This window comes from Pseudomonas sp. S3_B11 (genome assembly GCF_054667715.1).
Window position 1 is genome coordinate 2,062,696 of the sequence record NZ_CP162749.1, and the last position, 24,785, is coordinate 2,087,480.

General features: G+C 63.6%; 28 protein-coding genes. 13 read left to right on the top strand and 15 right to left on the bottom strand.

Going from position 1 to position 24,785, the window contains the following annotated elements; translation table 11 throughout:
* Positions 1–93 precede the first annotated feature (93 nt).
* From AB4O22_RS09525 to AB4O22_RS09580, 12 genes are all read right to left on the bottom strand, one after another.
* Complete coding sequence (locus tag AB4O22_RS09525; RefSeq protein ID WP_223472509.1) at positions 94–1,590, bottom strand: nitrite reductase; 1,497 nt, start codon at positions 1,588–1,590, stop codon at positions 94–96.
* Positions 1,587–2,429, bottom strand: coding sequence for a uroporphyrinogen-III C-methyltransferase (gene cobA / locus AB4O22_RS09530; RefSeq protein ID WP_003202521.1), 843 nt, complete (start codon positions 2,427–2,429; stop codon positions 1,587–1,589). Before cobA ends, AB4O22_RS09525 begins: the two co-directional genes overlap by 4 nt.
* 40 nt (positions 2,430–2,469) lie before the next feature.
* Positions 2,470–3,648 carry a heme d1 biosynthesis radical SAM protein NirJ gene (nirJ, locus tag AB4O22_RS09535; protein ID WP_003202520.1) on the bottom strand — a complete coding sequence of 393 codons (1,179 nt, stop codon included), beginning with the start codon at positions 3,646–3,648 and terminating at the stop codon, positions 2,470–2,472.
* 44 nt (positions 3,649–3,692) lie between these two features.
* The gene (ahbB, locus tag AB4O22_RS09540; RefSeq protein ID WP_460053323.1) at positions 3,693–4,331 is read right to left on the bottom strand and encodes a siroheme decarboxylase subunit beta; all 639 of its coding nucleotides are present in this window, start codon (positions 4,329–4,331) and stop codon (positions 3,693–3,695) included.
* Positions 4,306–4,749, bottom strand: a complete 444-nt coding sequence (locus AB4O22_RS09545; protein WP_003202515.1) for an Lrp/AsnC family transcriptional regulator — start codon at positions 4,747–4,749, stop codon at positions 4,306–4,308. Before AB4O22_RS09545 ends, ahbB (AB4O22_RS09540) begins: the two co-directional genes overlap by 26 nt.
* On the bottom strand, positions 4,742–5,254 hold the full coding sequence (gene ahbB / locus AB4O22_RS09550) for a siroheme decarboxylase subunit beta (protein WP_003202513.1): 513 nt from the start codon (positions 5,252–5,254) through the stop codon (positions 4,742–4,744). Before ahbB (AB4O22_RS09550) ends, AB4O22_RS09545 begins: the two co-directional genes overlap by 8 nt.
* Entirely contained in the window at positions 5,251–5,709 is a 459-nt protein-coding gene (locus AB4O22_RS09555) for an Lrp/AsnC family transcriptional regulator (protein WP_003202511.1), read from the bottom strand. Before AB4O22_RS09555 ends, ahbB (AB4O22_RS09550) begins: the two co-directional genes overlap by 4 nt.
* A gap of 2 nt (positions 5,710–5,711) precedes the next feature.
* Entirely contained in the window at positions 5,712–6,890 is a 1,179-nt protein-coding gene (locus AB4O22_RS09560; protein WP_460096179.1) for a cytochrome D1 domain-containing protein, read from the bottom strand.
* Entirely contained in the window at positions 6,887–7,216 is a 330-nt protein-coding gene (locus AB4O22_RS09565) for a c-type cytochrome (protein ID WP_024616180.1), read from the bottom strand. The genes AB4O22_RS09560 and AB4O22_RS09565 overlap by 4 nt, the downstream gene beginning before the upstream one ends.
* 180 nt (positions 7,217–7,396) lie before the next feature.
* The gene (locus AB4O22_RS09570; RefSeq protein WP_003182369.1) at positions 7,397–7,705 is read right to left on the bottom strand and encodes a c-type cytochrome; all 309 of its coding nucleotides are present in this window, start codon (positions 7,703–7,705) and stop codon (positions 7,397–7,399) included.
* 24 nt (positions 7,706–7,729) lie between these two features.
* Positions 7,730–9,409, bottom strand: a complete 1,680-nt coding sequence (locus AB4O22_RS09575; protein ID WP_013693512.1) for a cytochrome D1 domain-containing protein — start codon at positions 9,407–9,409, stop codon at positions 7,730–7,732.
* An 11-nt stretch (positions 9,410–9,420) separates the two neighbouring features.
* Entirely contained in the window at positions 9,421–9,609 is a 189-nt protein-coding gene (locus AB4O22_RS09580; protein ID WP_139197715.1) for a hypothetical protein, read from the bottom strand.
* Positions 9,610–9,676: 67 nt separating this feature from the next.
* On the opposite strand from AB4O22_RS09580, the gene AB4O22_RS09585 reads away from it, so the two are divergent.
* The 6 genes from AB4O22_RS09585 to AB4O22_RS09610 all read left to right on the top strand — a co-directional run bounded on the left by AB4O22_RS09585 (position 9,677) and on the right by AB4O22_RS09610 (position 15,314).
* Complete coding sequence (locus tag AB4O22_RS09585) at positions 9,677–10,411, top strand: CbbQ/NirQ/NorQ/GpvN family protein (protein WP_411740647.1); 735 nt, start codon at positions 9,677–9,679, stop codon at positions 10,409–10,411.
* Entirely contained in the window at positions 10,395–10,979 is a 585-nt protein-coding gene (locus AB4O22_RS09590) for a cytochrome c oxidase subunit 3 family protein (RefSeq protein WP_223472505.1), read from the top strand. The genes AB4O22_RS09585 and AB4O22_RS09590 overlap by 17 nt, the downstream gene beginning before the upstream one ends.
* 12 nt (positions 10,980–10,991) lie before the next feature.
* Positions 10,992–11,249 (top strand): cytochrome C oxidase subunit IV family protein, encoded by a 258-nt coding sequence (locus AB4O22_RS09595; RefSeq protein ID WP_223472504.1) that lies wholly within the window; start codon positions 10,992–10,994, stop codon positions 11,247–11,249.
* Positions 11,250–11,426: 177 nt separating this feature from the next.
* Entirely contained in the window at positions 11,427–11,867 is a 441-nt protein-coding gene (locus AB4O22_RS09600; protein WP_003202495.1) for a c-type cytochrome, read from the top strand.
* Positions 11,868–11,870: 3 nt separating this feature from the next.
* Positions 11,871–13,298 carry a cbb3-type cytochrome c oxidase subunit I gene (locus AB4O22_RS09605; protein ID WP_003202492.1) on the top strand — a complete coding sequence of 476 codons (1,428 nt, stop codon included), beginning with the start codon at positions 11,871–11,873 and terminating at the stop codon, positions 13,296–13,298.
* Between the two features lie 177 nt (positions 13,299–13,475).
* Positions 13,476–15,314, top strand: coding sequence for a nitric oxide reductase activation protein NorD (locus AB4O22_RS09610; protein WP_003202491.1), 1,839 nt, complete (start codon positions 13,476–13,478; stop codon positions 15,312–15,314).
* 4 nt (positions 15,315–15,318) lie between these two features.
* Here the strand turns inward: AB4O22_RS09610 and AB4O22_RS09615 are convergent, their stop codons facing one another.
* Positions 15,319–15,519: a hypothetical protein gene (locus AB4O22_RS09615; protein WP_003202489.1), complete on the bottom strand. Its 201-nt coding sequence runs from the start codon at positions 15,517–15,519 to the stop codon at positions 15,319–15,321.
* Positions 15,516–16,199, bottom strand: a complete 684-nt coding sequence (locus AB4O22_RS09620; protein ID WP_003202487.1) for a Crp/Fnr family transcriptional regulator — start codon at positions 16,197–16,199, stop codon at positions 15,516–15,518. Before AB4O22_RS09620 ends, AB4O22_RS09615 begins: the two co-directional genes overlap by 4 nt.
* 574 nt (positions 16,200–16,773) lie before the next feature.
* Here AB4O22_RS09620 and AB4O22_RS09625 point away from each other — a divergent pair.
* Both AB4O22_RS09625 and AB4O22_RS09630 read left to right on the top strand, forming a co-directional pair.
* Positions 16,774–17,964, top strand: a complete 1,191-nt coding sequence (locus AB4O22_RS09625; RefSeq protein ID WP_223472503.1) for an NnrS family protein — start codon at positions 16,774–16,776, stop codon at positions 17,962–17,964.
* A 25-nt stretch (positions 17,965–17,989) separates the two neighbouring features.
* Positions 17,990–18,427 (top strand): membrane protein, encoded by a 438-nt coding sequence (locus AB4O22_RS09630; RefSeq protein WP_013693510.1) that lies wholly within the window; start codon positions 17,990–17,992, stop codon positions 18,425–18,427.
* A 176-nt stretch (positions 18,428–18,603) separates the two neighbouring features.
* Here the strand turns inward: AB4O22_RS09630 and ytfE are convergent, their stop codons facing one another.
* Positions 18,604–19,278: an iron-sulfur cluster repair protein YtfE gene (gene ytfE, locus AB4O22_RS09635; RefSeq protein ID WP_003202481.1), complete on the bottom strand. Its 675-nt coding sequence runs from the start codon at positions 19,276–19,278 to the stop codon at positions 18,604–18,606.
* A gap of 161 nt (positions 19,279–19,439) precedes the next feature.
* Between ytfE and norR the strand changes: the two genes are divergently transcribed.
* The 5 genes from norR (at position 19,440) to ubiU (ending at position 24,778) form a co-directional block, all read left to right on the top strand.
* On the top strand, positions 19,440–20,972 hold the full coding sequence (norR, locus tag AB4O22_RS09640; protein WP_003202479.1) for a nitric oxide reductase transcriptional regulator NorR: 1,533 nt from the start codon (positions 19,440–19,442) through the stop codon (positions 20,970–20,972).
* A gap of 206 nt (positions 20,973–21,178) precedes the next feature.
* Positions 21,179–21,826, top strand: coding sequence for a pyridoxamine 5'-phosphate oxidase (gene pdxH, locus AB4O22_RS09645; RefSeq protein WP_028236914.1), 648 nt, complete (start codon positions 21,179–21,181; stop codon positions 21,824–21,826).
* Positions 21,827–21,914: 88 nt separating this feature from the next.
* Positions 21,915–22,469 (top strand): molybdenum cofactor biosynthesis protein B, encoded by a 555-nt coding sequence (moaB, locus tag AB4O22_RS09650; RefSeq protein ID WP_003202476.1) that lies wholly within the window; start codon positions 21,915–21,917, stop codon positions 22,467–22,469.
* The gene (locus AB4O22_RS09655; protein ID WP_038858468.1) at positions 22,466–23,701 is read left to right on the top strand and encodes a molybdopterin molybdotransferase MoeA; all 1,236 of its coding nucleotides are present in this window, start codon (positions 22,466–22,468) and stop codon (positions 23,699–23,701) included. Before moaB ends, AB4O22_RS09655 begins: the two co-directional genes overlap by 4 nt.
* An 81-nt stretch (positions 23,702–23,782) precedes the next feature.
* Positions 23,783–24,778: a ubiquinone anaerobic biosynthesis protein UbiU gene (ubiU, locus tag AB4O22_RS09660; RefSeq protein WP_003202473.1), complete on the top strand. Its 996-nt coding sequence runs from the start codon at positions 23,783–23,785 to the stop codon at positions 24,776–24,778.
* Positions 24,779–24,785: the final 7 nt, after the last annotated feature.

A 24,785-nucleotide genomic window follows, 5' to 3' on the forward strand; every position in this document is an offset into this window, starting at 1 on the left:
GTCGAACAGCAGAACCGCGTTATCGTTCATCGCGGGCAAGCCTTGCTCCCACAGGCCTTTGATATTGGGGGCTGCGCATCAGCCCCCCTTTTTTCAGTGTGACGTCCCCTCGGCGAACTCGATCTTGTTGCCGACGTTGTACTTGCCCGAAGGCTTGTTCATGGGCAGGCGCTTGATTTCCTTGAGGGTGTTGCTGTCGTAGACGATCAGCGCGCCATCGGTATCCCAGATACTCAGCAGCAGGTAGCGGCCGTCGCGAGTGAACTCGACGTGGGCGGCGGTTTTGCCGGGCATGGGTCGCAGGGTGTGGGCGATTTCCAGGGTCTGTTTGTCGATCAGGTGGATGGCATCGTTGTCCGGGCCGAAGAACACATCGGTCCAGGCGTAGCGAGAGTTGACGTGGCTGCGCAGGAAGAAACCCGGCCCGAGCGTGGGGATCTGCTTGATGACTTTCCAGGTGTCGAAGTCGATCACCGAAATCAGCCCCTTGCTGATGTTGGGCGTGGCGAACACCCAGTGCCCATCGCGCTTCCAATAGGTCCCCGAGCCCAGGTGCGGCATGCCAGGCAGCGCGATGTCGGTGACGATCCGCCCCGTGTCGAGGTCGATCACCTGGCCGCCCTGGGCCTTGCGCGAGGTGGCGAGCAACTGCCGGTAATCGGGCGAGAAGGAAAAATCATCGAGGTAATCCTCGGCCTCGATCCGCCTGGGCACAAAGTCCGGGCTCGGGCCGGTGGACAGTTCCCAGACCTCTTTCACATCTTTCAAGGCGACGATGAAGCTGTTGCGCGGCGGCGCGGTATAGACCGCACTGACCCGCGACGCCTGGCCGTCCAGCCCCACCGTTGCAATGGTCTTGACCAGTGACAGGTCGCGGGCATCCAGCACCACCAGGTTGCCGGGCAGGGTGTTGCCCACCAGCACCCAGCGCCCATCCTTGCTCACCGCCAGGTTGCGGGTATTGAGCCCGGCCCGCACTTCGGCGATGAGCGTGAGGTTGTGCAGGTCATACAGGCTGATCCAGCCATCCCGGGAGGCGAAATAGACGAAGCGTCCGTCCGGCGAAAACTTCGGTCCGCCATGCACCGCGAAATGTGAGGCGAAGCGCGCCAGGACCTCGAAGCGATCGCCGTCGACGATATCGACGTGATGATCGCCAGCCTCCACCACCACGAACAGGTTCAGCGGGTCGGCGTGGTGCTGGGGTTTATCGGGCAGGCTGGCGACATCCGCCAGCAGGCGATGGCTACGGCGAGTGTCGTCCTCGCTCCAGGTCGGTTCGACCGCGGGTGGGCGCTGGAGATAGTGGGTCAAGCCATCGATCTGCGCAGGCTCCAGCACCGCACCGAACGCCGCCATCTGGCTGGCCGGGCGGCCATTTTCGATCACCTGGCGGATTTCGTCGGGCTTGATCCGACTCAGGCTCTGGGGCAACAGCGCCGGCCCGGCGCCGCCGATGCGGTTCACCCCGTGGCATTGCTGGCAGTGTTGCTGGTAGTTCTGTTCGGCCAACGCCAGGTCCGGTTCAGATGCCGGGGCGCCGTGGGCGGCACCGATCCACAGCAATGGGGCAAGCCAGCCGATTCTCATGAGGCCACCCTCGCGATATTTGGCTGGAGCGGTAGGGCCGGGTGCAGGCGGGCCGGATGCTCCAATACCTGATGGGCAAACAAGCCAACCACCTTGCCGATCACCGTCAAGGTCGGCAGCCCTTCGGCGCAGGCCAGCGCCATCTCCGGCAATTGCTGGAGGGTGCCGCGCAGGACCTGCTGGTCGGGGCGCGTGCCGTTGCTGATCAGCGCCGCCGGCGTATCAGCCGCCAGGCCCGCCGCTATCAGTTGTGCGGCGATGGTGCCGAGGTTCGACAGGCCCATGTAGAACACCAGGGTCTGGCTGTCATCCGCCAGGCTTTGCCAGGGCAGATTCAAGTCGCCTTCGCGTTGCAAATGACCGGTGATGAAGCGACAGGAATTGACCAGGTCGCGATGGGTCAGGGGAATGCCGGCATAGGTGCTGCAACCGGCCGCGGCGGTGATACCTGGCACGACTTGGCAATCGATACCGCGGGCCAGCAGATACTCCAGCTCCTCGGCGCCACGACCGAAGATGAACGGATCACCACCCTTGAGTCGTACCACCCGTTGTCCCTGGTCGGCCAGGTCGGCCAGCAGTTCGTTGATCTGTGGCTGGGGCAGGCTGTGGCAACCGGCGGCCTTGCCGACGTAGTGCCGGGCGCAGGTCAGCGGAATCAGGCTGAGCAATTGCGGGCTGATCAAGCGGTCGTAGACCACCGCGTCGGCCTGCATCAACAGGCTCCAGGCGCGCAATGTCAGCAGGCCCGGGTCACCGGGGCCGGCGCCGACCAGGGCGACTTCACCCGATCTGAAGGGCGATTGCAGGGCAGCGGGCAAAACGATGGAGGCAGGCATGGGACTTCCTTGGTTCGGTATCAGGTTCGCCGTCGGTTGATCAGGCGCAGGGCATCGCAACGCTGGGGATCGCGTGCAAGCCGATTTCTTCGTCGCTGAGGTGGCAGCCAGGGTCCTGGCCCCACAGGTCGCCGTCGGCCCAGGCCCGGGTACGGGTATTGCCGTTGCAGATCGCCAGCCAGCGGCATTGCCCGCAGCGACCGCCCACGGCCCGGGGGTGTTCGCGCAGTTTCAGCAGCAGGGCATCGGGGCGATCGAGCCAGAGTGTCTTGAATGGCGTCTTGCGGACATTGCCCACCGAGTGCTGCCACCAGTACGTATCGGGGTGAACCTCGCCGGTATTGTCGATGTTGGCGATGCCGCTACCCGACGCGTTGCCGCCCCAGGCCCGCAGCATCTGCTCCAGTGCGGCGTAGTGTTGGGGCAGGCGCCGGGCGACCCATTGCAGCAGCAGGATCGCGTCGGCGTCGTTGTTGCCGCTGACGAAGTCACTGTCGCGGCCCTGTTCGATGTCGCGCCAGGCCCGCTCGAAGATCAGGGTCATGGCCTCGCGGCTCATCTGCTGATGGGCATCGAGCTTGCGACTGCGCTTGCCCCGGCCGCTGTAGTTGAGGTGCGACAGGTAGAATTTCTGTACGTCGTACTCATTCATCAAGTCCAGCAAGCGTGGCAACTGGGCATGGTTCTGCTGGGTGAGGGTGGTGCGCAATCCGACCCGGATGCCTTGTTCGCGGCAGAGCCGGATGGCCGCCATGGAGCTGGCGAAACTGCCCTTGAGCTGGCGGAATTCATCGTGGGTCGCTTCCAGGCCATCGATGCTGATGCCCACGTAATCGAAGTTTGCCGCCGCAATCTGTTCGATATTGGAAGCGTCGATCAGCGTGCCGTTGGTGGACAAGGCGAGGAAAAAACCTTTGTCGCGGGCATAGGCGCTGAGTTGGAACAGGTCCTCGCGCAACAGCGGTTCGCCGCCGGACAGGATCAACACGCGCACGCCGGCATCGTGCAGGTCGTCGATGACCTGAAGCGCCGCCGGAGTGTCCAGTTCATCGCGAAACACGCTGTCGGCCGACGTTGCATAGCAGTGCTTGCAGGTCAGGTTGCAGCGCCTGAGCAGGTTCCAGATCACCACCGGCGGGCGGCTGCTGCCCGGTGGCGCGACACGTGGGGCGGGGCAATGCCCGGCCAGGGCTCGCAGGTAATGGCTGATCCTCAACATAAGGCGCTCCTTCGATTTCGATCGATGTCCGAGTTCAGCGCGGCTTATTCCCGCTTTGTGGGAGCAAGCCTTGGTGGGAGCAAGGCTTGCCCGCGATGAAGCCGATGCGGTCCTTCATAAAACCGACGCATCTGTTTCGCGAGCAAGCTTTGCTCCCACAGGCGAAAGGCGCAGGCCGGTTTTTTCAGGATGCGGCTGCTCACCAGCATGTCGTCGGCGGCGCAGGCGTCCCCCAGCAGGTAGCGCAAGTGTTCGCGGTAGCTGTCGATTTCTTCGCGGCTGCGGCCATGGACCATGGCGAACAGGTTGTAGCGCCAGCCGGGCTGGCGCGGGCGCCGGTAGCAGTGGCTGACGAAGGGCTGCGCCCCCAGCAGGGCGCCGAGACGCGAGATGTCGGCATCGGCCACGTCCCAGACCGTCATGCCGTTGTGGCGATAGCCCAGGCGATAGTGATTGGGCACGGCGGCAATGCGGCGGATCGCGCCTTCGGCCTGCAGGCGCTTGAGCAGGTCGAGGGTGGATTCCACGCTCAGTTCCAGTTGCTCGGCCAGCCAGGCCCAGGGGTCTTCAAGCAAGGGCAGGCCAGCCTGGGTCAGTTCCACCAGGCGCAGGGCCAAGGGCGTTTCATCCAGCCGTGGCGGCGCTTGCCACAAAGACTCAGACGGGGAAATACAGGCCGACATGGTAGGTCTCCTCTTTGGGCAGGTTCAGCGGCACCAGGCCGGTCAGGTGTTCGATGCGCAGCAGGGTGTCGTCGATCGCCTGTTCGCTGGGGCAGGCGAGCACGAACCACATGTTCCAGGTGTGCTCGCGGCGGTAGTTGTGGGCGACCTCGGGCATCTCCGCGAGGAGCTCGGCGATGGCCTCGAAGCGCGGCTCGGGCACCGCCAGCGCCGCCAGGGTGAACGCACCGCCCAGGCGATCGATGTCGAACATCGGGCCGAAGCGGGTGAGCACACCGTCGTTGAGCAGCTCATGCAGGCGGTCGAGCAATTCGCTACTGCTGCTGTCCAGCTCCTGGGCAAGGGCCTGCCAAGGGTGGCGCACCAGCGGCAGGCCCAGTTGCAGGCGATTGATCAGGCGGCGGTCCAGGTCATCCATCGATACGGGCTCCGGCCGGGGCGGCGAAACGTCCGCCGCATTGCTTGAACAGGTGCGTGCTGAACAGCAACTGGTGGGGCAGGTCGTCCAGCAGATGTTCTTCAAGCAGCGCCTGGACATGGGCCTCGACACGGTCACGCTGGCGACCGTGGATCATGCAGAACAGGTTGTATTGCCACTGGGGCAGGCGCCTGGGGCGTTGGTAGCAAAGGCTGATGCCCGGGGTTTGCCCGAGGCGACGGCCGACTTCATCGACCAAGGCGTCCGGCACGTCCAGCACCAGCATGGCGTTGGCGGCAAACCCCAAGGCGCGATGGTTGACGACCAGGCCGACACGGCGGAACAGCCCCTGTTCATGCCAATGCTGCACCTGCTCGAGCACCTGTTGCTCGCTGGCCTCGATCTGCTCGGCCAGGGCCTGGAAGGGACGCGATGTCAGGGGCAGGCCGGTTTCCAGCAAACGGCGCAGTGCCAGTGACTGTTGTTCGCTCAGGGCGTTTTTCATGGGGTGGCCTCCAGGGCAAAGCCCAGGTCGATGCGGTAGGCGGTCAGCATGGGCAGGTCCAGTGGCGTGAGACCGGTGTCGTTCTCCAGTTCCTGGAGGATGTTTTCCAGGTGGGCGCGGTTGGGGCCGGTCAGCACGAACCAGAGGTTGTAGCGATGTTCGCGGGCATAGTTGTGATTGACTTCCGGGTATTGGCTGACGCGTGCAGCCACTTGGTGCAAGCGCTCTTCGGGCACTGCCAGGGCGGCCAGGGTGCTGGCCCCGGCTCGGGTGTGTTCGAACACCGGGCCGACCCGCGACAAGGTCCCGGCCACTTGCAGGTGTTGCAGGCAGTCGATGACCTGGGCTTCGCTGCAGCCCAAGGTCTCGGCCATGGCCCGATAGGGCTCGGCGCACAACGGCAGGCCATGCTGGAATTGATCGATCAGGCGCCGGGCCAGTGAGCTGGAAGTCATGGTCAGTACCCCGGCTTGTGCGCGCGACTGCTGAAGAAAATGCCGCTCGGGCTCAGGGCCGGCAGGCTGTTCAGGCGTTCGAGGCGATAAGGATCCCAGACCTGCACCTGACCACCATCCCGGGCGGACAGCCACAGTTGGTCACCTCGCGCGGTGAACTCCATGTGCAGCACCGCAGGGCCTGGCCGCAGGTCGGCGACGATGGCGTGGGTCTGGGTGTCGATGACCTGGACGCGGTCGTTGTCCGGGTAGGCGAAGTTGACCCACAACTGCCGGCCGTCCGGTCGCGCCGTGACGAACACCGGTTGGCCGGCCACGGCAATGGCGTCGGTCTGTTGCCAATCCTGGGCGTTCATCACCAACACCTGGTGATGCCCGACGGCAGGCACGAAGGCTTGCTGGTCGGCCAGGGCCCAGCCTTCCAGATGCGGCATCTTGTACACCGGGAGCCGCTCCTGGCCGCGGCCGTAATGCCCCAGTACCCGTTTCACCCCGCGCTCCGGGTGCCAGAGATCGAGTTGGGCCATGCCGTCTTCACCGAACAGCCCGGCCATGTAATAACGCCCGTCCGGGGTGATCAGGGCATCGTAGGGTTGCTGGCCGATGGCGGTGAAACGCTCGATGCGCGGGGTGAGGCCGAGGCTGAAGTCGGCGGTCCAGATCTCGCCAGTGTCGAACAGGCTGAACACGAAGCGTTGCCCTGGCGCGTCCACCAAGCCGACCACCCGTGAGCGCTTTTGGCCGCCGGGCAACGGCGTGGCGGGGATGTCGGCGACCTGTTCCAGGGTCTGGGCATCGAATACCTTGACGCCGCCAGGCTCGTAGTTGGAGACGGCGATCAGCTTGCCGTCCTGGCTGATTGCACCGCCGATGCTGTTGCCGCCCTGGATGATGCGCCGCTCGATGCGCGCGGTCAGCAGGTCGACTTTGCTCAGGCCACCATCGCGACCGAACACGTAGGCGTAGCGCTGGTCGCGGGAGAACACCACCGAGGCGTGGGACAAGTCGCCCAGGCCTTCGACGCGGCCCAGGGCGGTGCGGGTGTCGCTTTCAATGATTTGCAGGCTGCCGGTGGCGCGCTCTACCACCAAGCCCAAATCGCCGGTGCCGCGCAACGGTGTCTGGGCGCAACCGCAGAGCAGCAGGGCGATGGCGGTGGAGGAGAGCAATGAACGGATCATGAGGCGGGTTTTCCTTGAAGGAGCCGGTCCACCAGCCAGCGAATGTCGTCGGGCGCAAGCAACGGTGCCCAACCGGGCATGGCGCTGCCGGGCCGTCCGAGGGTGACGGTGGCGATGAGGCTGTCGCGGGATTTTCCGGCCAGGGCTTCGTGGGTCAGGGGTGGGCCGAGGCCGCCGGTCATGTACAGGCCGTGGCAGGCGCCACAATCCTGGTCCAGCAGGTGTTGCAGTTGGGCCTGGCGCTGGCTGTCGGGAGCGGCCAGCACGCAGGAGGAGAAAACAAAGAGGAGGGTGGTTATCAAGGTTGCAGAGCTGTGTCGTTCCATGACGTCCTCCTGATCAAGAAATAAAGTTGGGCGCGGCTCCTGTGGTGAGGGGATTTATGTGGGAGCAAAGCTTGCTCGCGAAACAGCCGCCTTGATCTCTGAAAGACTGCATCGCCCCCATCGCGGGCAAGCCTTGCTCCCACATAAATCCCCTCGCCACAGGGATGTGCTCCTTGAGCGTTATTTAAGGGTCAAGACCCACGCAGCCAGGATCTTGGCTTCTTCTTCCGTCACGGGGTTGGCCGGCATCGGCATCGGTCCCCAGTTGCCTTGCGTACCTTCCTTGATGTGCTTGGCGAGCAGGTCTTGCGCTCCAGGGACGCTGGCGTTTTTCGCCGCGACGTCCTTGAGTGCCGGGCCAACCACCTTGGTGTCGATGGAGTGGCAGGCCGCGCAGGGCTTGCTCTTGAACAGCGTCGGGCCGTCTTGGGCCAACGCCGGCAGGCTGTAGGCGGCAGTCAAGGCCAAGGCAATCAGAATAGGCTTCATGGTTTTTCCTCTTATTGATGGGGCTCAATAGATGTCGTGTTGGGTGTTGTAGACGTTGAATTTCCCGGTCGGGGTGATCAGGCGCTTGTCCTTGATCACGTTCTTGACCTTGAGGGTCTTGTCGTCGATCACCACCAGCGCCGACTCGTCTTCCTGGCCACTCCAGACCGAGAACCAGACCTCGTCACCGGCCTTGTTGTATTCCGGTTGCACCACACGCAGCGCGCCTTTCTTGATACCGGCGTACTCGGCAATCGGCAGCACGGTGTAGCCGGCGTCGAGCTTGTCGATGTCGAACACCGCTACCGACTGGCTGAGCTTGGCGTCGGGGCTGAGGGTGGTGTCGACATACAGGTGACGGGACGCGGGGTGAGTCTTGATGAACAGCGAGCCGCCGCCCTGGCCCTGAAGCGTACTGACCTGTTTCCAGGCGTATTGCGGGTGATTGACCGGGTCGGTGCCGATCAGCGAAACCCCGGCATCGCCCAAGTGGCTGGTGGCCCAGACCGGTCCGTAGAGTGGGTGGTTGAAGTTGGCGCCGCGTCCCGGGTGCGGGGTCTTGCCAACGTCCACCAGGGCGGTGAGCTTGCGCTCCTTGGAGTCGATCACCGCGACCTTGTTGGAGTTGTTGGCGGCCGTCATGAAGTAGCGATGGCTGCTGTCCCAACCGCCGTCATGCAGGAACGGCGCGGCGTCGATGCTGGTGATGGTGAGGTTCTTGATGTCCTGGTAATTGACCAGCATCACCTTGCCGGTTTCCTTGACGTTGACGATGAACTCCGGCCATTCGTGGGAGGCGATGATGGCCGCGACGCGAGGCTCGGGATGGTATTGCTGGGTGTCGACAGTCATGCCGCGCGTCGAGACGATCTGCTTGGGCTCCAGGGTCTCGCCGTCCATGATGGTGAACTGCGGCGGCCAGTACGAGCCGGCGATGGTGTACTTGTCTTCGTAGCCTTTGAACTTGGAAGTCTCCACCGAGCGCGCTTCGATGCCCACCTTGATTTCCGCGACCTTGGTCGGCTCCTTCGGCCACAGGTCGATCATGTCGATCTTGGCGTCCCGGCCGATCACCAGCAGGTAGCGGCCCGACGCAGAGATGCGCGAGATGTGCACCGCATAACCGGTGTCGATCAGCTTGACGATCTTCTTGCTGTCGCCGTCGATCAGGGCAATCTTGCCGTCGTCGCGCAGGGTCACCGAGAACAGGTTCTGCAGGTTGAGGGTGCTGATCTGCTTGGTCGGCCGGTCTTCGGGTTTGACCAGCAGTTTCCAGGTCTTGCGGGTTTCCGCCATGCCCCATTCCGGTGGGGTCGGTGGGGTGTGCTGGATGAACTTGGCCATCACCGTGATCTGGTCTTTGGTCAAGGCATTGGACGTGCCCCAGTTCGGCATGCCGGCGGCCGAGCCGTAGGTGATCAGCGCCTCCAGGTAGGCCTGGCCGCGCGATTGGGTGATGTCGGGTGTCAGCGGCTTGCCGGTGGCGCCTTTGCGAAGCACACCGTGGCAACCGGCGCAGCGCTGGAAGTAGATTTCCTTGGCCGTGTCGAAGTCGGCCTGGCTCAGGTCGGGCGCGCCTTCGGTCTTGACCACGCGGGGTTGTTCCGGCGCAGCGGTTTGGTCGGCGAAGGCGTGGGGGGTGGCCAGCGCTGTACACAGCGCCGTGACCCGCAGGGCCCACGATTTTTTGTGGCTGATCAGCATTCCATTTCTCCTCAGGCGTGACCCGCGCTGCGCTGTAATTGACGTTCGGCGCGCAGGTTCTTGGTGCGGTGCAAGGCTATGCCCAGGCCGGTGGTTAGCCGCTTGACGGCGATCAAGTTTGCCGGCCGCAGCCCTTGCCAGGTTGTCGCAGGGCACCGTAGCGTGGCCTGCAATCGTGTTGTCTGATCAGGCCTTGCCATGAACGCTATCCACACTTTGCAGCACCCCGATGAACCCTTTTATCAACCCCAGGACAACGAGCAGGCGATGTTCGAACAGGCCTGGCATCACGGCATGCCGGTACTGATCAAAGGCCCGACCGGCTGCGGCAAGACCCGTTTCGTCCAGCACATGGCCCACCGCCTGAAACTGCCGCTGTACACCGTGGCCTGCCACGATGACTTGAGCGCGGCCGACCTGGTGGGCCGTCACCTGATCGGCGCCCAGGGCACCTGGTGGCAGGACGGGCCCTTGACCCGGGCGGTGCGCGAGGGTGGCATCTGTTATCTGGATGAGGTGGTCGAAGCGCGCCAGGACACGGCCGTGGTGTTGCACCCGCTGGCCGATGATCGTCGGCAGTTGTACCTGGAACGCACCGGCGAAGTGCTGCAGGCGCTGCCGTCCTTCATGTTGGTGGTGTCGTACAACCCCGGTTACCAGAACCTGCTCAAGGGCATGAAGCCCAGCACTCGCCAGCGTTTCGTGGCGATGCGCTTTGGCTATCCAGCCGTGGCCGATGAAGAGCGCATCGTCGCCCGCGAGGCGGGGGTCGATCTGGCCCTTGCGGCCCAGGTGGTGCGATTGGGGCAGGCGCTGCGCCGGCTCGATCAGCATGACTTGGAGGAAGTTGCCTCCACGCGCCTGTTGATTTTTGCCGCGCGCATGATCGGCTCTGGGATGGACCCGCGCCAAGCCTGCCTGGCGTGCCTGGCCGAGCCATTGAGTGACGACCCGCAGACCGTCGCCGCGCTGATGGATGTGGTCGATGTCCACTTTGGCTGAAGCGGTTGCCGTGCCCCGGCGGTTGCCCGGGGACCTGGCGATGTGGTTTTTCATCCTCGCCGAGTTGTCGGTGTTCGCGTTGTTGATCCTGACGTTCGCCGTCGCCCAGGCGTTGTACCCGCAGACTTTCAGCGAAGGCCGGCAATTGCTGGACCGCTCCACGGGCCTGGCGATGACCCTCAGCCTGCTGACCGCCGGCCTGTTCGCCGCATTGGCCCAGGAGCAAGTCAGGCAGGACCGGCCGCGTCGAGCCGCGTCGTTGTTGAGTGTGGCGTTGTTGCTTGCCTGCGGTTATGTGGGGATCAAGCTCACGGAGTACGCCCATCTGTTGGCGAACGGTCTGGGGATGGAGCACAACACGTTCTTCACCTTGTACTGGATCCTTACCGCGTTCCACTTCCTGCATGTGCTGTTGGGCATGGTGATCCTCGCCTGGCTGGCCGAGGGTTGTCGGCGACGTCGTTATGGATCGCAGCGCAACAGTGGGCTGGAATCCGGCGTGCTGTATTGGCACATGGTCGATCTGGTCTGGGTGCTGCTATTCCCGGTTGTCTACATCCTTGATTGAGCGGAGGTGCTCATGTCGGCTTCCCGTGTCTTGATTGCTTGCTGGATGACGCTGGCCGTGCTGAGCACCGGCACCGTTGCCCTGGGCCAGATCGCGGCTACCGGACTGGTGTCCATCGCCATCCTGGTGATCGCGGTGACCAAGGCCTGGCTGATCGCCGACGGCTTCATGGAGCTGCGCCATGCGCCGCGATTGTGGCGGCGGTTGGTGTTGAGCTGGGCGGCGCTGCTGGCGACGGTGATCGGGCTCGTCATTTCATTCACGATCTGACCCTGCAAACACAAACCCTGTGGCGAGGGGATAAATCCCCTCGCCACAAAAGCTCATCTGCCTTTCGGGCTGTGTTGGAACAACCCACCAAAACCATCGGAGATTCTTGATCGCCATCAAGCGGTTTCCGACCCCGCGCTTCCTAGAATGAACACGCCAAGCAATGAGGAAGTGACCATGTCAGATACCTTCACCAAAGGCATGGCCAGGAATATTTATTTCGGGGGAAGCATCTTCTTCTTCCTGATATTCCTGGCCCTGACCTACCACACGGAACAGACCTTTCCAGAACGCAGCAACCAGGCGCAATTGACGGAATCGGTGATACGCGGCAAAGGCGTCTGGGAGCGCAACAACTGCATCGGCTGCCATACCCTGCTGGGCGAGGGCGCGTACTTTGCGCCGGAGCTGGGCAACGTGGTCAACCGCCGCGGCGGCGATGAAGCCTTCAAGCCGTTCCTGCAGGCCTGGATGAAAATGCAGCCGCTGAACGTTCCGGGTCGTCGGGCCATGCCGCAGTTCAACCTGAGCGAGCAGGAAGTCGACGACATCGCCGAGTTCCTCAAGTGGAGCTCGAAAATCAATACCAATGGCTGGCCGCCAAACAAGGAGGGCTGAGAGATGAGCATGGCTAATCCGCATCTGAAATTCGCCTCGCAGGCCGTCGCCAAACCCTACTTCGTGTTCGCCCTGATGCTGTTCCTGGGGCAAGTGTTGTTCGGTTTGATCATGGGCCTGCAATACGTGGTCGGCGACTTCCTGTTCCCGCTGATCCCTTTCAACGTGGCCCGCATGGTCCACACCAACCTGCTGATCGTCTGGCTGCTGTTCGGCTTCATGGGCGCGGCGTATTACCTGATACCGGAGGAGGCCGACCGCGAACTGCACAGCCCGAAACTGGCGCTCGTGCTGTTCTGGGTGTTCGCCGCCGCAGGTGTGGCGACGATCCTGGGCTACCTCTCGGTGCCTTATGCGACGCTGGCGAAATTCACCGGCAACGACTTGCTGCCGACCATGGGCCGCGAGTTCCTCGAGCAGCCGACCATCACCAAGATGGGCATCGTGGTGGTGTGCCTGGGGTTCCTCTACAACATCGGCATGACCCTGCTCAAAGGTCGCAAGACCACGGTCAGCATGGTGATGATGACCGGGCTGATCGGCCTGGCGGTGTTCTTCCTGTTCTCTTTCTACAACCCCTCGAACCTCGCCCGCGACAAGTTCTACTGGTGGTGGGTGGTGCATCTTTGGGTCGAAGGCGTCTGGGAACTGATCATGGGTTCGATGCTTGCCTTCGTCCTGATCAAGATCACCGGCGTGGACCGCGAAGTGGTCGAGAAGTGGCTCTACGTGATTATCGCCATGGCGTTGATCACCGGGATCATTGGCACCGGCCACCACTTCTTCTGGATCGGCGCGCCTGAGGTCTGGTTGTGGGTAGGCTCGATCTTCTCGGCGATGGAACCGCTACCGTTCCTGGCCATGGTGGTCTTCGCCTTCAGCATGGTGAAAAACCGTCGTCGGCAACACCCGAACCGCGCCGCCACGTTGTGGGCCAAGGGCACCACGGTTACCGCGTTCTTCGGCGCGGGTGTTTGGGGTTTCCTGCACACCCTGGCACCGGTCAACTACTACACCCACGGTTCGCAACTGACCGCGGCCCACGGTCACCTGGCCTTCTACGGTGCCTACGCAATGATCGTGATGACGCTGATCAGCTACGCCATGCCACGCTTGCGGGGCTTGGGTGAAGCGGCGGACGAGCGTTCGCAGCGCCTGGAGATCTGGGGCTTCTGGTTGATGACCTTGTCGATGGTGATGATCACCTTGTTCCTCACCGCAGCCGGCGTGGTCCAGGTGTGGTTGCAACGCTGGATGACGGATGGCAGTGCCTTGCCATTCATGGCCACGATGGATCATTTGAAGCCGCTGTTCTGGGCGCGACTGGTCAGCGGCGTCGGGTTCCTGGCCGGGTTGCTCTGCTACCTGTTCAGCTTCCGTCAACGTGGCCGTGCGGCCCTGCGCGCACCGGCGGCGGTGGTGCCTTCGTAAGTCATCACAACTACTGAGCCGGACTTATTTGTGATGAGAGGATTTATGTGGGAGCAAGGCTTGCCCGCGATGGGGGCGATGCGATCTTTCAGAGATCAAGGCGCCTGTTTCGCGAGCAAGCTTTGCTCCCACATGAATCCCCTCTCCACAATGGGTTCGGCTTAAGAGGAGATAACCATGGCATTCACCCTCGAGCTGGAAGAATGGGTCGGCAGTGTCTGGCACCGTTTCATCACCCGTCGGGCCAGTGTCGATTTTCCTGAGGCCCGGGTCGAGCTGGTCCCCCGGCAACGCTCGTTGCAGGTGCTGTTTCGCGCCACCGGCGGTGCGCCTCACCTGGGGGTGGAAGCGGTCAGCGACCGCGATTTGCTGCTGCGTCGCAACCTGTTGCAGCAGATCGCCGGCACCTGCAAGCAAGTGCCCCTGGCCTGTTGTGACGGCGATAACTTGCGGCTGCCGGCGAGCCTTGCGGCGTTTCCCGATGTCGGGCTCAACGAAGAGCTGTATCGCTGGCTCGCGCTGTTGGCCGCGCAGTCGGGGCCGATGAAACACTGGGGCAGGGACAATCAGTGCTGGACCCTGGCGGTGTTGAAGCGCTACCCGGCGCTGCGCCCTCGCTACCGGCGACTGGTGGACGCGCACCTGTCCCTGCGCCCCGATCCGGCCACGCTCAACCCGGCCGAAGCCGCCCTGGAGCGGGCGCTGTGCCAAGCCTTGCGCGAACCGGGCAGTGTCGAACATTTTCCACGCAGCGAGCGGGCGGCCTGGCCGTTGCCGCTGTGGCTATACCCACCCCAACACCTGGCCAATCCCCAGGCCGCCAACCTTGAGGAGTCCGAGCAATACCTGGCCACACCCCCCGGTGAACAGCAGGGCGGGCGCAAGCGCGCCGAGCGAATCGACGACGCCACCCGTGACGGTGGGCTGCTGATCGTGCGCCTGGAAAACCTGTTCAGTTGGACCGAACACGTGGACCTGGATCGCTGGGCGGATGACAGCGAAGACCCGGACGCTGCCCGCGTCGCCGAGGATCTGGATCAGTTGACCCTGTCGCGCACCCGCTTGCGCAAGGGCGGTGGTTTGAAACTGCACCTGGACCTGCCTCCGGCCGATGTAGATGACATCCCGTTGGGCGCAGGCATCCTGTTGCCGGAATGGGATTACCGCAAACAACGACTGCAGGACGACTTCGTCAGCCTGCAAACCTTCACCCCTCGCGATTGCCAGCCCCAGCCGTTGCCCGCACGCCTGCGAAGCTCGGCCCAGCGTTTGCGTCGCCAGTTCGAACACTTGCGCAACGATCGTCAATGGTTGCGCCAGCAAACCCAAGGCTCGGAACTGGACCTGCAAGCCTGGCTGGACTTTCATGTCGAGCGCCAGCACGGCCAGTGCAGCGAACGCGGACTGTTCATGGACCAGCGCCAGACTCGCCGCGACCTGGCCTGCCTGCTGCTGGCCGATTTGTCGATGTCCACCGATGCCCACCTCAACGACGAGCACCGGGTGATCGACGTGATCCGTGACAGCCTGTTGCTGTTCGGCGAAACCCTGTCGGTGCTGGGGGATGATTTCGCCTTGTACGGGTTCTCTTCCTTGCGCCGCCAGCAGGTGCGCATGCATGAACTCAAGGCCTTCAACCAGCGCTACGACGATCACACCCGCGGACGGATCCAGGGCCTCAAGCCCGGTTACTACACGCGCATGGGCGCGGCGATCCGCCAGGCCACGCAACGGTTGGCGGGCTGCAAGCGGCGGCGCAAATTGTTGTTGCTGCTCAGTGACGGCAAGCCCAATGACCTGGACCTGTACGAAGGACGCTACGGTGTGGAAGACACCCGCCAGGCAGTGCTGGAAGCCCGGCGCCAAGGGCTGACGCCGTTCTGCATTACCATCGATCGCGAAGCGGGGGATTACCTGCCGTACATGTTCGGGGCCAACGGCTACACCTTGATTCGCCAGCCCGAGCAACTGCCGCTGCGTTTACCGCAGTTGTACCGGCAATTGACTCAGGATTGAGGGTTCAGACGATGTCGCGGGGCAGCCAGAAGAACATGACGATGCAGAAGATCGTCAAGCCGACACAGAACCAGGTGAAGCGCCGCAACCGGCGCTCGCTGGCCTTTGCGGCCTCGACTGGCAGGGGCATGCCGCACTGGCGACATTCGGTTTCGTGTATCGGGTTGGCTTGTTGGCAATACAGGCAGGTGGGCTGTGTAGTCATTCGAACTGTTCCAGGCGCAGGCGATCGAGAATGGCGATCTGGCGACCGTCCTGGGTGATGATTTTTTCATCGATCAGGCGCCGGATGATCCGCGAGAAGGTTTCCGGCTGGATCGACAAGTGCCCGGCGATCAACTGCTTGGCCATCGGCAATTCGAACTGGCTGTCCACGGTTTGCAGGCGCACCAGTTGCGTCAGCAGGTAGCGCACCACGCGGTGGGTGGCGTTCTTCAGCGACAGGGTTTCAATCTCGTTGACCCGTTGGTGCAGGCGCACGCAGAGCTTGCCGAGCAAGGCGAAGGTCAGCCGGCTGTTGCTTTGCAGCAGACGCATGTACGTGGCGTTGGACAGCCGGTACACCTGGGTCGGGCCGACGGCTTCGGCGGACGCGACGTAGTTGGGGGTGTCCATCAGCATCATGGCTTCAGCGAAAGTCTGGCGCTCGCCGATCACCTCGAAGACCTTTTCCTGGCCATCCGGGGTCAGCCGGTAGATTTTCACCGCGCCGGAAATCACGAAGTAAAACGCCTGCGCCGGCTCTCCCTGGCGAAACAGCGGATCGCCCCTGTCGATGTTCAGCAATTGGCTGTTGCTCATCAATTCGTTGAGCTCTTCTTCGTTCAAAGGCTCGAACAGGTGATGGCTGCGCAGAATCTGGTGATGGACGCGGTGGAGCACCATGGCATGGAATCCTTGTAATAGCGAAAAGGTGATCGGGGTCAGACCAGGCTCAGGGACAGGCCGCTGGCCAGCGCCACGACGCAGGAGAGCAAGACGAACCAGGTAAGCGGCAGAACGACGGATTTCATGGATGACCCCGACAAGAAAGGTGATGCCGTGCCTGAGCAAGAGACGGGCCATGCCTGCGGGCGTTGATTCGTGGGGCGTTGGGGATGAGATGGGTAAAAATGACCCTGACCTGACAGGGTTAAAATAACCATGAAAGGGTGTTAAATACCCTATGAACTATAGTCCCTGTGGGAGCGAGCTTGCTCGCGATGACGGTAGCACACCCGACATCAATGCCTGCTGACCCAGCGCTATCGCGAGCAAGCTCGCTCCCACAGGGGGCAGAGGTGTTTTGTTGGGAGGCTTGACCCGGTCCGGCAAGCCCCTTGCAAGTACCTGTTCGAGACGGGAGGTTGCCGATGAACTGGCTTGATCTGAGACAAGGCCAGTCAGCGTCGATAGCCGATCATTCGAACCCTGATTTGTCGTACCTCGCTGGCGGTTCAGCGAGGCAAAGGAGTGGTGTATGCAAGTGCTTGACCGTCGCAAGGCCATGGCCATTTTGCCGTTGTGGCGCCTGGCGTTCCGGCCGTTCTTTTTGGCCGGGTGTGTATTGGCGCTGTTGGTCGTTCCCCTTTGGCTCGCGGCGTTCACCGGGCGCTTGTCGGCCTGGCAGCCGGCTGGCGGCTGGTTGGCCTGGCATCGGCATGAACTGTTGTTCGGTTTCGGCCTGGCGATCATTGCCGGGTTCCTGCTGACGGCAGTGCAAACCTGGACTGCAATCCCCGGCCTGAGCGGCAAGCGCCTGGCAACCCTGGCGTTGTTGTGGCTGGGCGCGCGGCTGGCCTGGCTGGTGGATGCGCCCTGGCCGTTACTGACGCTGCTGGAGCTGGGTTTTGCCCTGACGGTCGCCGCGTTGATGGGCGTGATGTTGTGGCGTGTGCGGCAGAAGCGCAATTACCCGATTGTGCTGGTATTGCTGCTGTTGGCCGCCGCCGATGGGTTATCCGTATTCGGCCTGGTGCAGCACAACGAGGGCTTGCAGCGCCAGAGCGTGCTCACCGGCCTGTGGCTGGTGGCGGCGATGATGGGGTTGATCGGCGGTCGCGTGATTCCATTCTTTACTCAGCGCGGCCTCGGACGGGTCGAGGGCGTTGCCCCTTGGCCATGGCTTGATCGCCTGTTGCTGGCAGGGGCGGCGCTGGTGGCACTGTTGTATGCCTTCGGTCCGGCACTGGTGGCCAGCGTCTGGGTCGGCCTGTTGTTCGCCGCGTTGGCGGTGGGCCACGGGATTCGACTGGTGCGTTGGCATGATCGGGATTTGTGGCGGGTGCCGCTGCTGTGGTCGTTGCACCTGGCCTACGCCTGGCTGGCGGTGGCGTGCCTGGGCATGGCGCTGTGGCACTTCGGCGTGCCAGTGAACCCGAGCCTGGCGGTGCACGGCCTGACCATCGGCGCCATGGCCGGATTGATCCTGGCGATGGTTGCCCGTGTCAGCCTGGGCCATACCGGGCGCGCCCTCGAGCCACCGGCGGGCATGACCCTGGCGTTCATCCTGCTGAACCTGGCGTGCCTGAGCCGCGTGCTGTTGGTGCTGCTGTTGCCGTTGGCCGGGCTGTGGCTGGCGGCGCTGTGCTGGACGTTGGCGTTCGGTCTGTACGCCTGGCGCTATGGGCCGATGCTGCTCAAGGCTCGGGTGGATGGGCATCCGGGATGAGCCGGTTGGGCGGAGGGAATCGATGATGTACGGGGTCTTGCTGATCACGCACCTGTTGGCGGCCATCGCCTTTATTGGCACGCTGTTTTTCGAGGTTTTCATCTGGCATAGCGCCCGCCGGCCGCTGGCGCAAGGCACGCGGGACGCTGCCGACCAGGCCATCGCCCAGCGCTCGCGACGCGTGCTGCACGGCGTCGTGCTGGTGCTGTACGGCGCCGGCATGGCCCTGGCCTGGCAGCATCGCGGCGCATTGAGCCAGCCGTTGAACAACAGCTTCGGCCTGCTGCTGAGCCTGAAGATCCTGCTGGCGCTGAGTATCATCGGTCATTATTTGTGGCTGGCGTACTGGCTCAAGAGCGGTCGCCTGACACCCAGCCGCGCCTGCTGGTTGCGCCGCAGTATCCTGGGGCACATGGTGCTGATCGTGGTGTTGGCCAAGGCGATGTTCTATTGGCAGTTTTGAGCTGGAGAGTGAAGCCGGCACTTGATTCAAGGGGTTTGCAAAATAGGCTGGACACCCTCAATCCCCTGTGGGAGCGAGCTTGCTCGCGATGGCGCCGGATCAGTCAGTGTTGAGTTGCCTGACCCAGCGCCATCGCGAGCAAGCTCGCTCCCACAGGTGTGGTGTGCTGTTTGAGGTTAGTGAGCAGGCTTCATCGCATTGACGAACAACACATTGTTTTCCAGGTGGATGTGCTGCATCAGGTCATCACGAAACTCCACCAACCCGCGATACAGGGCGCGCCAGGTGTTGCAGGCGTCAGCGGGAGGGGTGATCTGGTCGGTCAGGGCGAGCATGGTTTCCAGGGCTTCACCGTGCTGGTCGTGTTCGTAGCGCAGTACCTGTATTGGCGCCGAGGCCCGCTCGCCCAGGCCCTGTTGCAGCATCGGGAACAGCACCTGTTCTTCCTTGAGCATGTGGCCTTCGAGTTCCTGGTACATGTCCTGCAGGTGATCGGCCAGGCCGTTCGGGCAACTGGGGCGCGCCCCGTGGACCTGCTCGACGCGCCGGGCCAGACGGATCAGCTCCGGCAGCTGTTCGCGATGGCGTGCGTGGTAGCGCTCCAGGATGTGGGCAATCAAGGTCGCCTGGGGCTCGTCGCGCCAGTCATGGCCCAGCTCCCCGGCGGCTTGCAGGGTGCGCAGGGCGTCGGCGATCAGCAGCGGGTTCAGGCCTTTGCCCAGCGCCGCTTCACGCAAGGACTTTTGCCCGCCGCAGCAGAAGTCGAGGTTGTAATGATGGAAGGTACGGGTTGCACCGGGAATATCGCAGGCCAGTTGGCCGAGGCTTTGTTCCAGCAGATCGAGGCTCATCATGTTTCCTTGGGTTGAATCCCGGCAGGGACAGATGAATGCTCTCTTTGCAGCCGACGTGCCAGATTCAACTGATTGAAAATGAAGCATTAAATTTTTGGCAGGGTGATTGTCACCCTGGCTGTGAAGGGTCAAACGAACCCTGGAGGGTCATCACTACCATGCTGCGTGAAAGCCTGGCCGCCGACCTGATCGTCGAGCTGCCCAATGCGGTGCGATTGCAGCGCCTGGTGCAGACCCTGCGCGAATACTTCAACAGTGGCGCCGTGGGGCTGCTGCGCCTGGACGATGACAGTCTCAGGCCCGTGGCCACCGTAGGCCTGGTCCACGAGGCGCTGGGACGGCGCTTCGTGATTGCCCAGCATCCGCGCCTGGCGGCGATCATGGCGTCGCGCGAACCTACCTGGTTCGAGCCGGACAGCCGTCTGCCGGACCCTTATGACGGCTTGCTCGACAACCACGTCGGTGAACCGCTGCCGGTGCATGACTGCATGGGCGTGAGCCTGTACGTGGAAGGCCGGCTCTGGGGGGCGATCACCCTGGATGCGTTGCACGCCGGCACCTTCGACAGCCGCGCCCGCGAAGAACTCAAACGCTGTACGTTGCAGATCGAAGCCGCCGTGCGGGTCACCCGGCTCGAGCAGGAAAACCGTAGCTTGCGGGCGTCGCGCAGCGATCCGGCGGACCTGCGCCTGCCAGCCGAAGAAGGTGAGATCCTCGGGCGCAGCGAGGGGTTGCAGCAATTGCTCAACGAGCTGGATGTATTGGCCGACTCCGAACTGCCAGTGCTGTTGCTGGGGGAAACCGGTGTCGGCAAGGAGTTGTTCGCCCGGCGGCTGCATCGGCTGTCCCGACGTGGCCACAAGCCGTTGGTCCAGGTCAACTGCGCAGCGTTGCCCGAGTCCCTGGCCGAAAGCGAGTTGTTCGGCCACGTCAAAGGTGCGTTCTCCGGGGCGACCACCGACCGCGCCGGGCGCTTCGATGCGGCCAATGGCGGCACGCTGTTTCTCGATGAGGTCGGCGAGTTGCCGTTGAGCGTGCAGGCCAAGTTGCTGCGTACCCTGCAGAACGGCGAGATCCAGCGCCTGGGGGCGGACAAGCCACTGCACGTCGATGTGCGGATCATCGCCGCCACCAACCGGCATCTACCTGACAGCATTCGCGACGGGCTGTTTCGCGCCGACCTGTATCACCGGCTCTCGGTCTATCCGGTGCCGATCCCACCGCTGCGCGAGCGCGGCCACGATGTGTTGATGTTGGCCGGGCACTTTCTCGAACTGAACCGCACGCGCCTGGGCTTGCGTGGGTTGCGTCTGTCGCCGGCGGCCGAACAGGCGCTGCTGGCGTACAGCTGGCCCGGCAATGTGCGGGAGCTGGAACACGTCATCAGCCGCGCGGCGTTGAAGCAATTGAGTCGCGGCGCCAGTCGCAGTCTGATCATGACCCTGGAACCGCAGGTGCTGGACCTTGACGTCAACGCCAGCGCGGCCTCGGCGCAGGCGCTGCCGGAACAGGCCCTGCAAGCGTTGGATGCGCCGGTGCAACCCTTGAGCGAGGCTGTCGATGGTTGCCAGCGACAGGCGATCCTCAAGGCCCTGGAACGCTGCGGGCAGAACTGGGCGGGGGCGGCGCGGCTGTTGGAGGTTGACCCGAGCAATCTGCATAAGCTGGCGCGGCGGTTGGGGCTCAAGTAGCCGTTGACCGGCTAGACCGAGTTGCCTTCATCGCGAGCAAGCTCGCTCCCACAGGGATCTTGTGAACACAGCAGATCACCTGTGGGAGCGAGCTTGCTCGCGATAGCGCCCTTCAACCCACCACAAGAACCGCCATTGACAACGATCAAGGCCCGCCACCGCCACAGAATCCACACTGGCCAAAATCCATCGTGGAGATCACCGTCATGCCCCTTTCCCTGGCCAAAATGCGCCGCCAGTACACCCTCGATGGCCTGGATGAAGTCCAGGCCCCCGATGACCCCATGGCGTTGTTCGCGCTCTGGATGCAACAGGCTCGCGACACCGAAAGCCCGCCGGTGGAAGCCAACGCCATGGCCCTGGCGACGGTGGACGAGCAGGGCCGGCCTCACTGTCGGGTGTTGTTGCTCAAGGGCTTCGACGCCCAGGGCTTTTCGTTTTTCGGCAACTATGACAGCGCAAAGGGCCAGGACCTGGCGGGCAACCCCTGGGCGGCCATGACGTTTTTCTGGCCGGGTTTGGAGCGGCAAGTCCGCATCGAAGGGCCGGTCGACAAACTCGATCCGGCGCTGTCGGATGCCTATTTCGAATCCCGTTCCGTCGCCAGTCGCCTGGGTGCCTGGGCCTCGCCACAAAGCCGACCACTGGAGGACAGGGCTGCGCTCGAGTCCTTGCTGACGCAAACCGAAAAACGCTTTGCCGATCAACCCGTGCGGCGCCCCGACCATTGGGGAGGCTATTGCCTGCGGCCCGAACGGATGGAGTTCTGGCAAGGCCGCGCCGACCGTTTGCACGATCGCCTCGACTACCGCCTGCAAGACGGCGTCTGGCAGCGCAGTCGCCTGGCGCCTTGAGCGCCGAGGGAGGTACCTCCAAGGAGGAATAGGCCCGGCAACGATTGCGGTTCAGGCTGGGCCATCTTTTCTGACAGGACGGCTGATCATGGCCCATCTGACGCAACGCCTCTTTCAACCGCTGAACATCGCGGTCCTCACCATCAGCGATACCCGAACCTTCGAAACCGACACCTCGGGCCAAACCCTGGCGGACCTGCTGCAAACAGCCGGACACGTGCTCATCGACCGTGGGCTGGTGAAGGACGATATCTACCAGATCCGCGCCCAGGTCTCCCAATGGATCGCCGACCCCAAGGTGCAGGTGGTGTTGATGACCGGCGGCACCGGGTTCACCCCGCGCGACAACACCCCCCAAGCGGTGGCGCCACTGCTGGACAAGCAGGTGGACGGTTTCGGCGAGCTGTTCCGCCAGGTGTCGCTGGCGGAGATCGGCATGTCCACCCTGCAATCGCGCGCCTTGGCGGGCATGAGCAATGGGGTGCTGGTGTGCTGCTTGCCGGGTTCGCCGGGGGCTTGCCGGACCGGTTGGGAGCAGATCCTGGCCGGGCAATTGGACAGCCGCACCGGCCCGTGCAATTTCACTCCGCACCTCAAGCCCCAGGACGGCATCGCCCCGACGGCTTGTGAGACACGCTCGTGAGCGGCCGGGTGTGCGACAGCGGCGTGCTGATGCCGGTGGATGAGGCGATCCGTCATCTGCTCGACCAGGCACCGCCGCCACCGCCCGTGCAACGGGTTGGCCTGGACCAGGCCCTGGCGCGTGTGCTGGCCACTGACATTGTGTGCCCGATGAACCTGCCGGCCTGGGACAACAGCGCGATGGACGGCTATGCCCTGCGGGCCGCTGACCTGCCGGGTGACGGCGGCTACCTGCTGTTGGGCGGGCGGATCGCCGCGGGTGACGAGCCGGGCGAACCGTTGCAGGCGGGGCAGGTCGTGAGGATTTTTACTGGCGCGCCGCTGCCACCGGGGGCCGACACGGTGGTGCCGCAGGAAAGCTGTCGCGTCGATGGCGAGCGGGTCTGGTTGCCGTCGGTCAACGGCGGTGACCATGTTCGCAAGGAAGGCGAGGAACTGCGTCGAGGAGACCGGTTGCTTGAAGCCGGCACGCGTCTGCGCGCCCAGGAGTTGGGTTTGCTCGCCGGTGCCGGTGTCGGCCAGGTGGACGTCTATCGCCCCTTGCAAGTGGGTTTGCTCAGCAGCGGCGATGAGCTGCGTGAGCCGGGCGAGCCACTGGCGCCAGGGCAGATCTACAACAGTAATCGCCATAGCCTCGCCGCGCTGTTGCGCGGTTGGGGTGTCGAGGTGCATGACTTCGGGGTCATGCCCGACCAGCTATTGGCCAGCCGACAAGCGTTGCGCCTGGCCGCTGCCGAATGCGATGTGCTGATCACCTCGGGCGGTGTCTCGGTGGGTGAAGAGGACCACCTCAAGCACGCCATCGAAGCCTTGGGCAGCATTGACCTCTGGCGCCTGGCCATCCAGCCGGGCAAGCCCCTGGCTTTTGGGGATGTGGAAGGCAAGCCATGGATCGGGCTGCCGGGCAACCCGTCGGCGGCCTTGATTACCGCGCTGATCGTCGTGCGTCCGTTCCTGTTCCGGGCCCAGGGCATGGGCGACGTGTTACCCGTGCCGTTGCAGGTGCCGGCCGGGTTCGACTGGCTCAAGCGCAACCGGCGCCGGCAGTACCTGCGGGCCAGGTTGGTTCCGGATGCCAACGGCCACCTGTGCGTGGAACTGCACCCTCAGCAAAGTTCGGCGATGCTGGCGGCCGCTTGCTGGGCCGATGGGCTGGCGGTGGTGGAGTGTGAGGCGCAACTGCACAAGCACGACAAGGTGCTGTACCTGCCATTCGCCGAGCTGATGCATTGACGGCAATTGATTGCCGTCAAGGTCGCCGGCCGAGGGCTGGCTAGACTGGCGGCGCTTGAGTTTTTCTCATGAGGATGCCCCATGCAACTGGTTTGCCCGGCAGGGAATCTGCCTGCCCTCAAAGCGGCGGTGCGCCAAGGCGCCGATGCCGTCTATGTCGGCTTTCGCGATGACACCAATGCCCGGCACTTCGCCGGGCTGAACATGGACGACAAGCAGTTCGACGCGGCTGTCGCACACATCCGTCAGCACCAACGCAAGCTGTACGTGGCGGTCAATACTTACCCGCAACCCAAGGGCTGGGAACGCTGGCAACGGGCGGTGGACCGCGCCGCCGATTTCGGCGTGGATGCCCTGATCGCCGCCGACCCCGGCGTGCTCAGCTACGCCCGCCAGCGCCATCCACAACTGGCGCTGCATCTGTCGGTACAAGGCTCGGCCACCCACGCGGCGGCCCTGGCTTTTTATGCAGAGCGCTATGACATCCGCCGCGCCGTGCTGCCACGGGTACTGTCCCTGGCCCAGGTGCGCCAGGTGGCGGCGGGCAGTCCGGTGCCGATCGAAGTCTTCGGTTTCGGCAGCCTGTGCATCATGGCTGAAGGTCGTTGCCACTTGTCTTCCTACATCACCGGCGAATCGCCGAACCTGTGTGGCGTCTGCTCGCCCGCCAAGGCGGTGCGCTGGAGCGAGGACGCCCAAGGCCTCAGCGCACGCCTGAGCGAGGTGCTGATCGACCGCTACACGCCCGAAGAACCGGCCGGTTATCCGACCTTGTGCAAAGGCCGCTTCCTGGTGGGCGGCAAGCGCTTCCATGCGCTGGAAGAACCCACCAGCCTCGACACCCTTGACCTGCTGCCGGAGTTGGCAGCCATCGGTGTCGAAGCGGTGAAGATCGAAGGTCGCCAACGCAGCCCTGCCTACGTTGAACAAGTGACCCGGGTCTGGCGCGCCGCACTGGATGCCCATCAGGCCGCGCCGCAACGGTTCCGGGTGCAGGAAGAATGGCGCCAGGTGCTGGCTGGCTTGTCCGAAGGCAGCCAGACCACCCTGGGTGCCTACCATCGATCATGGCAATGAGGGGAGG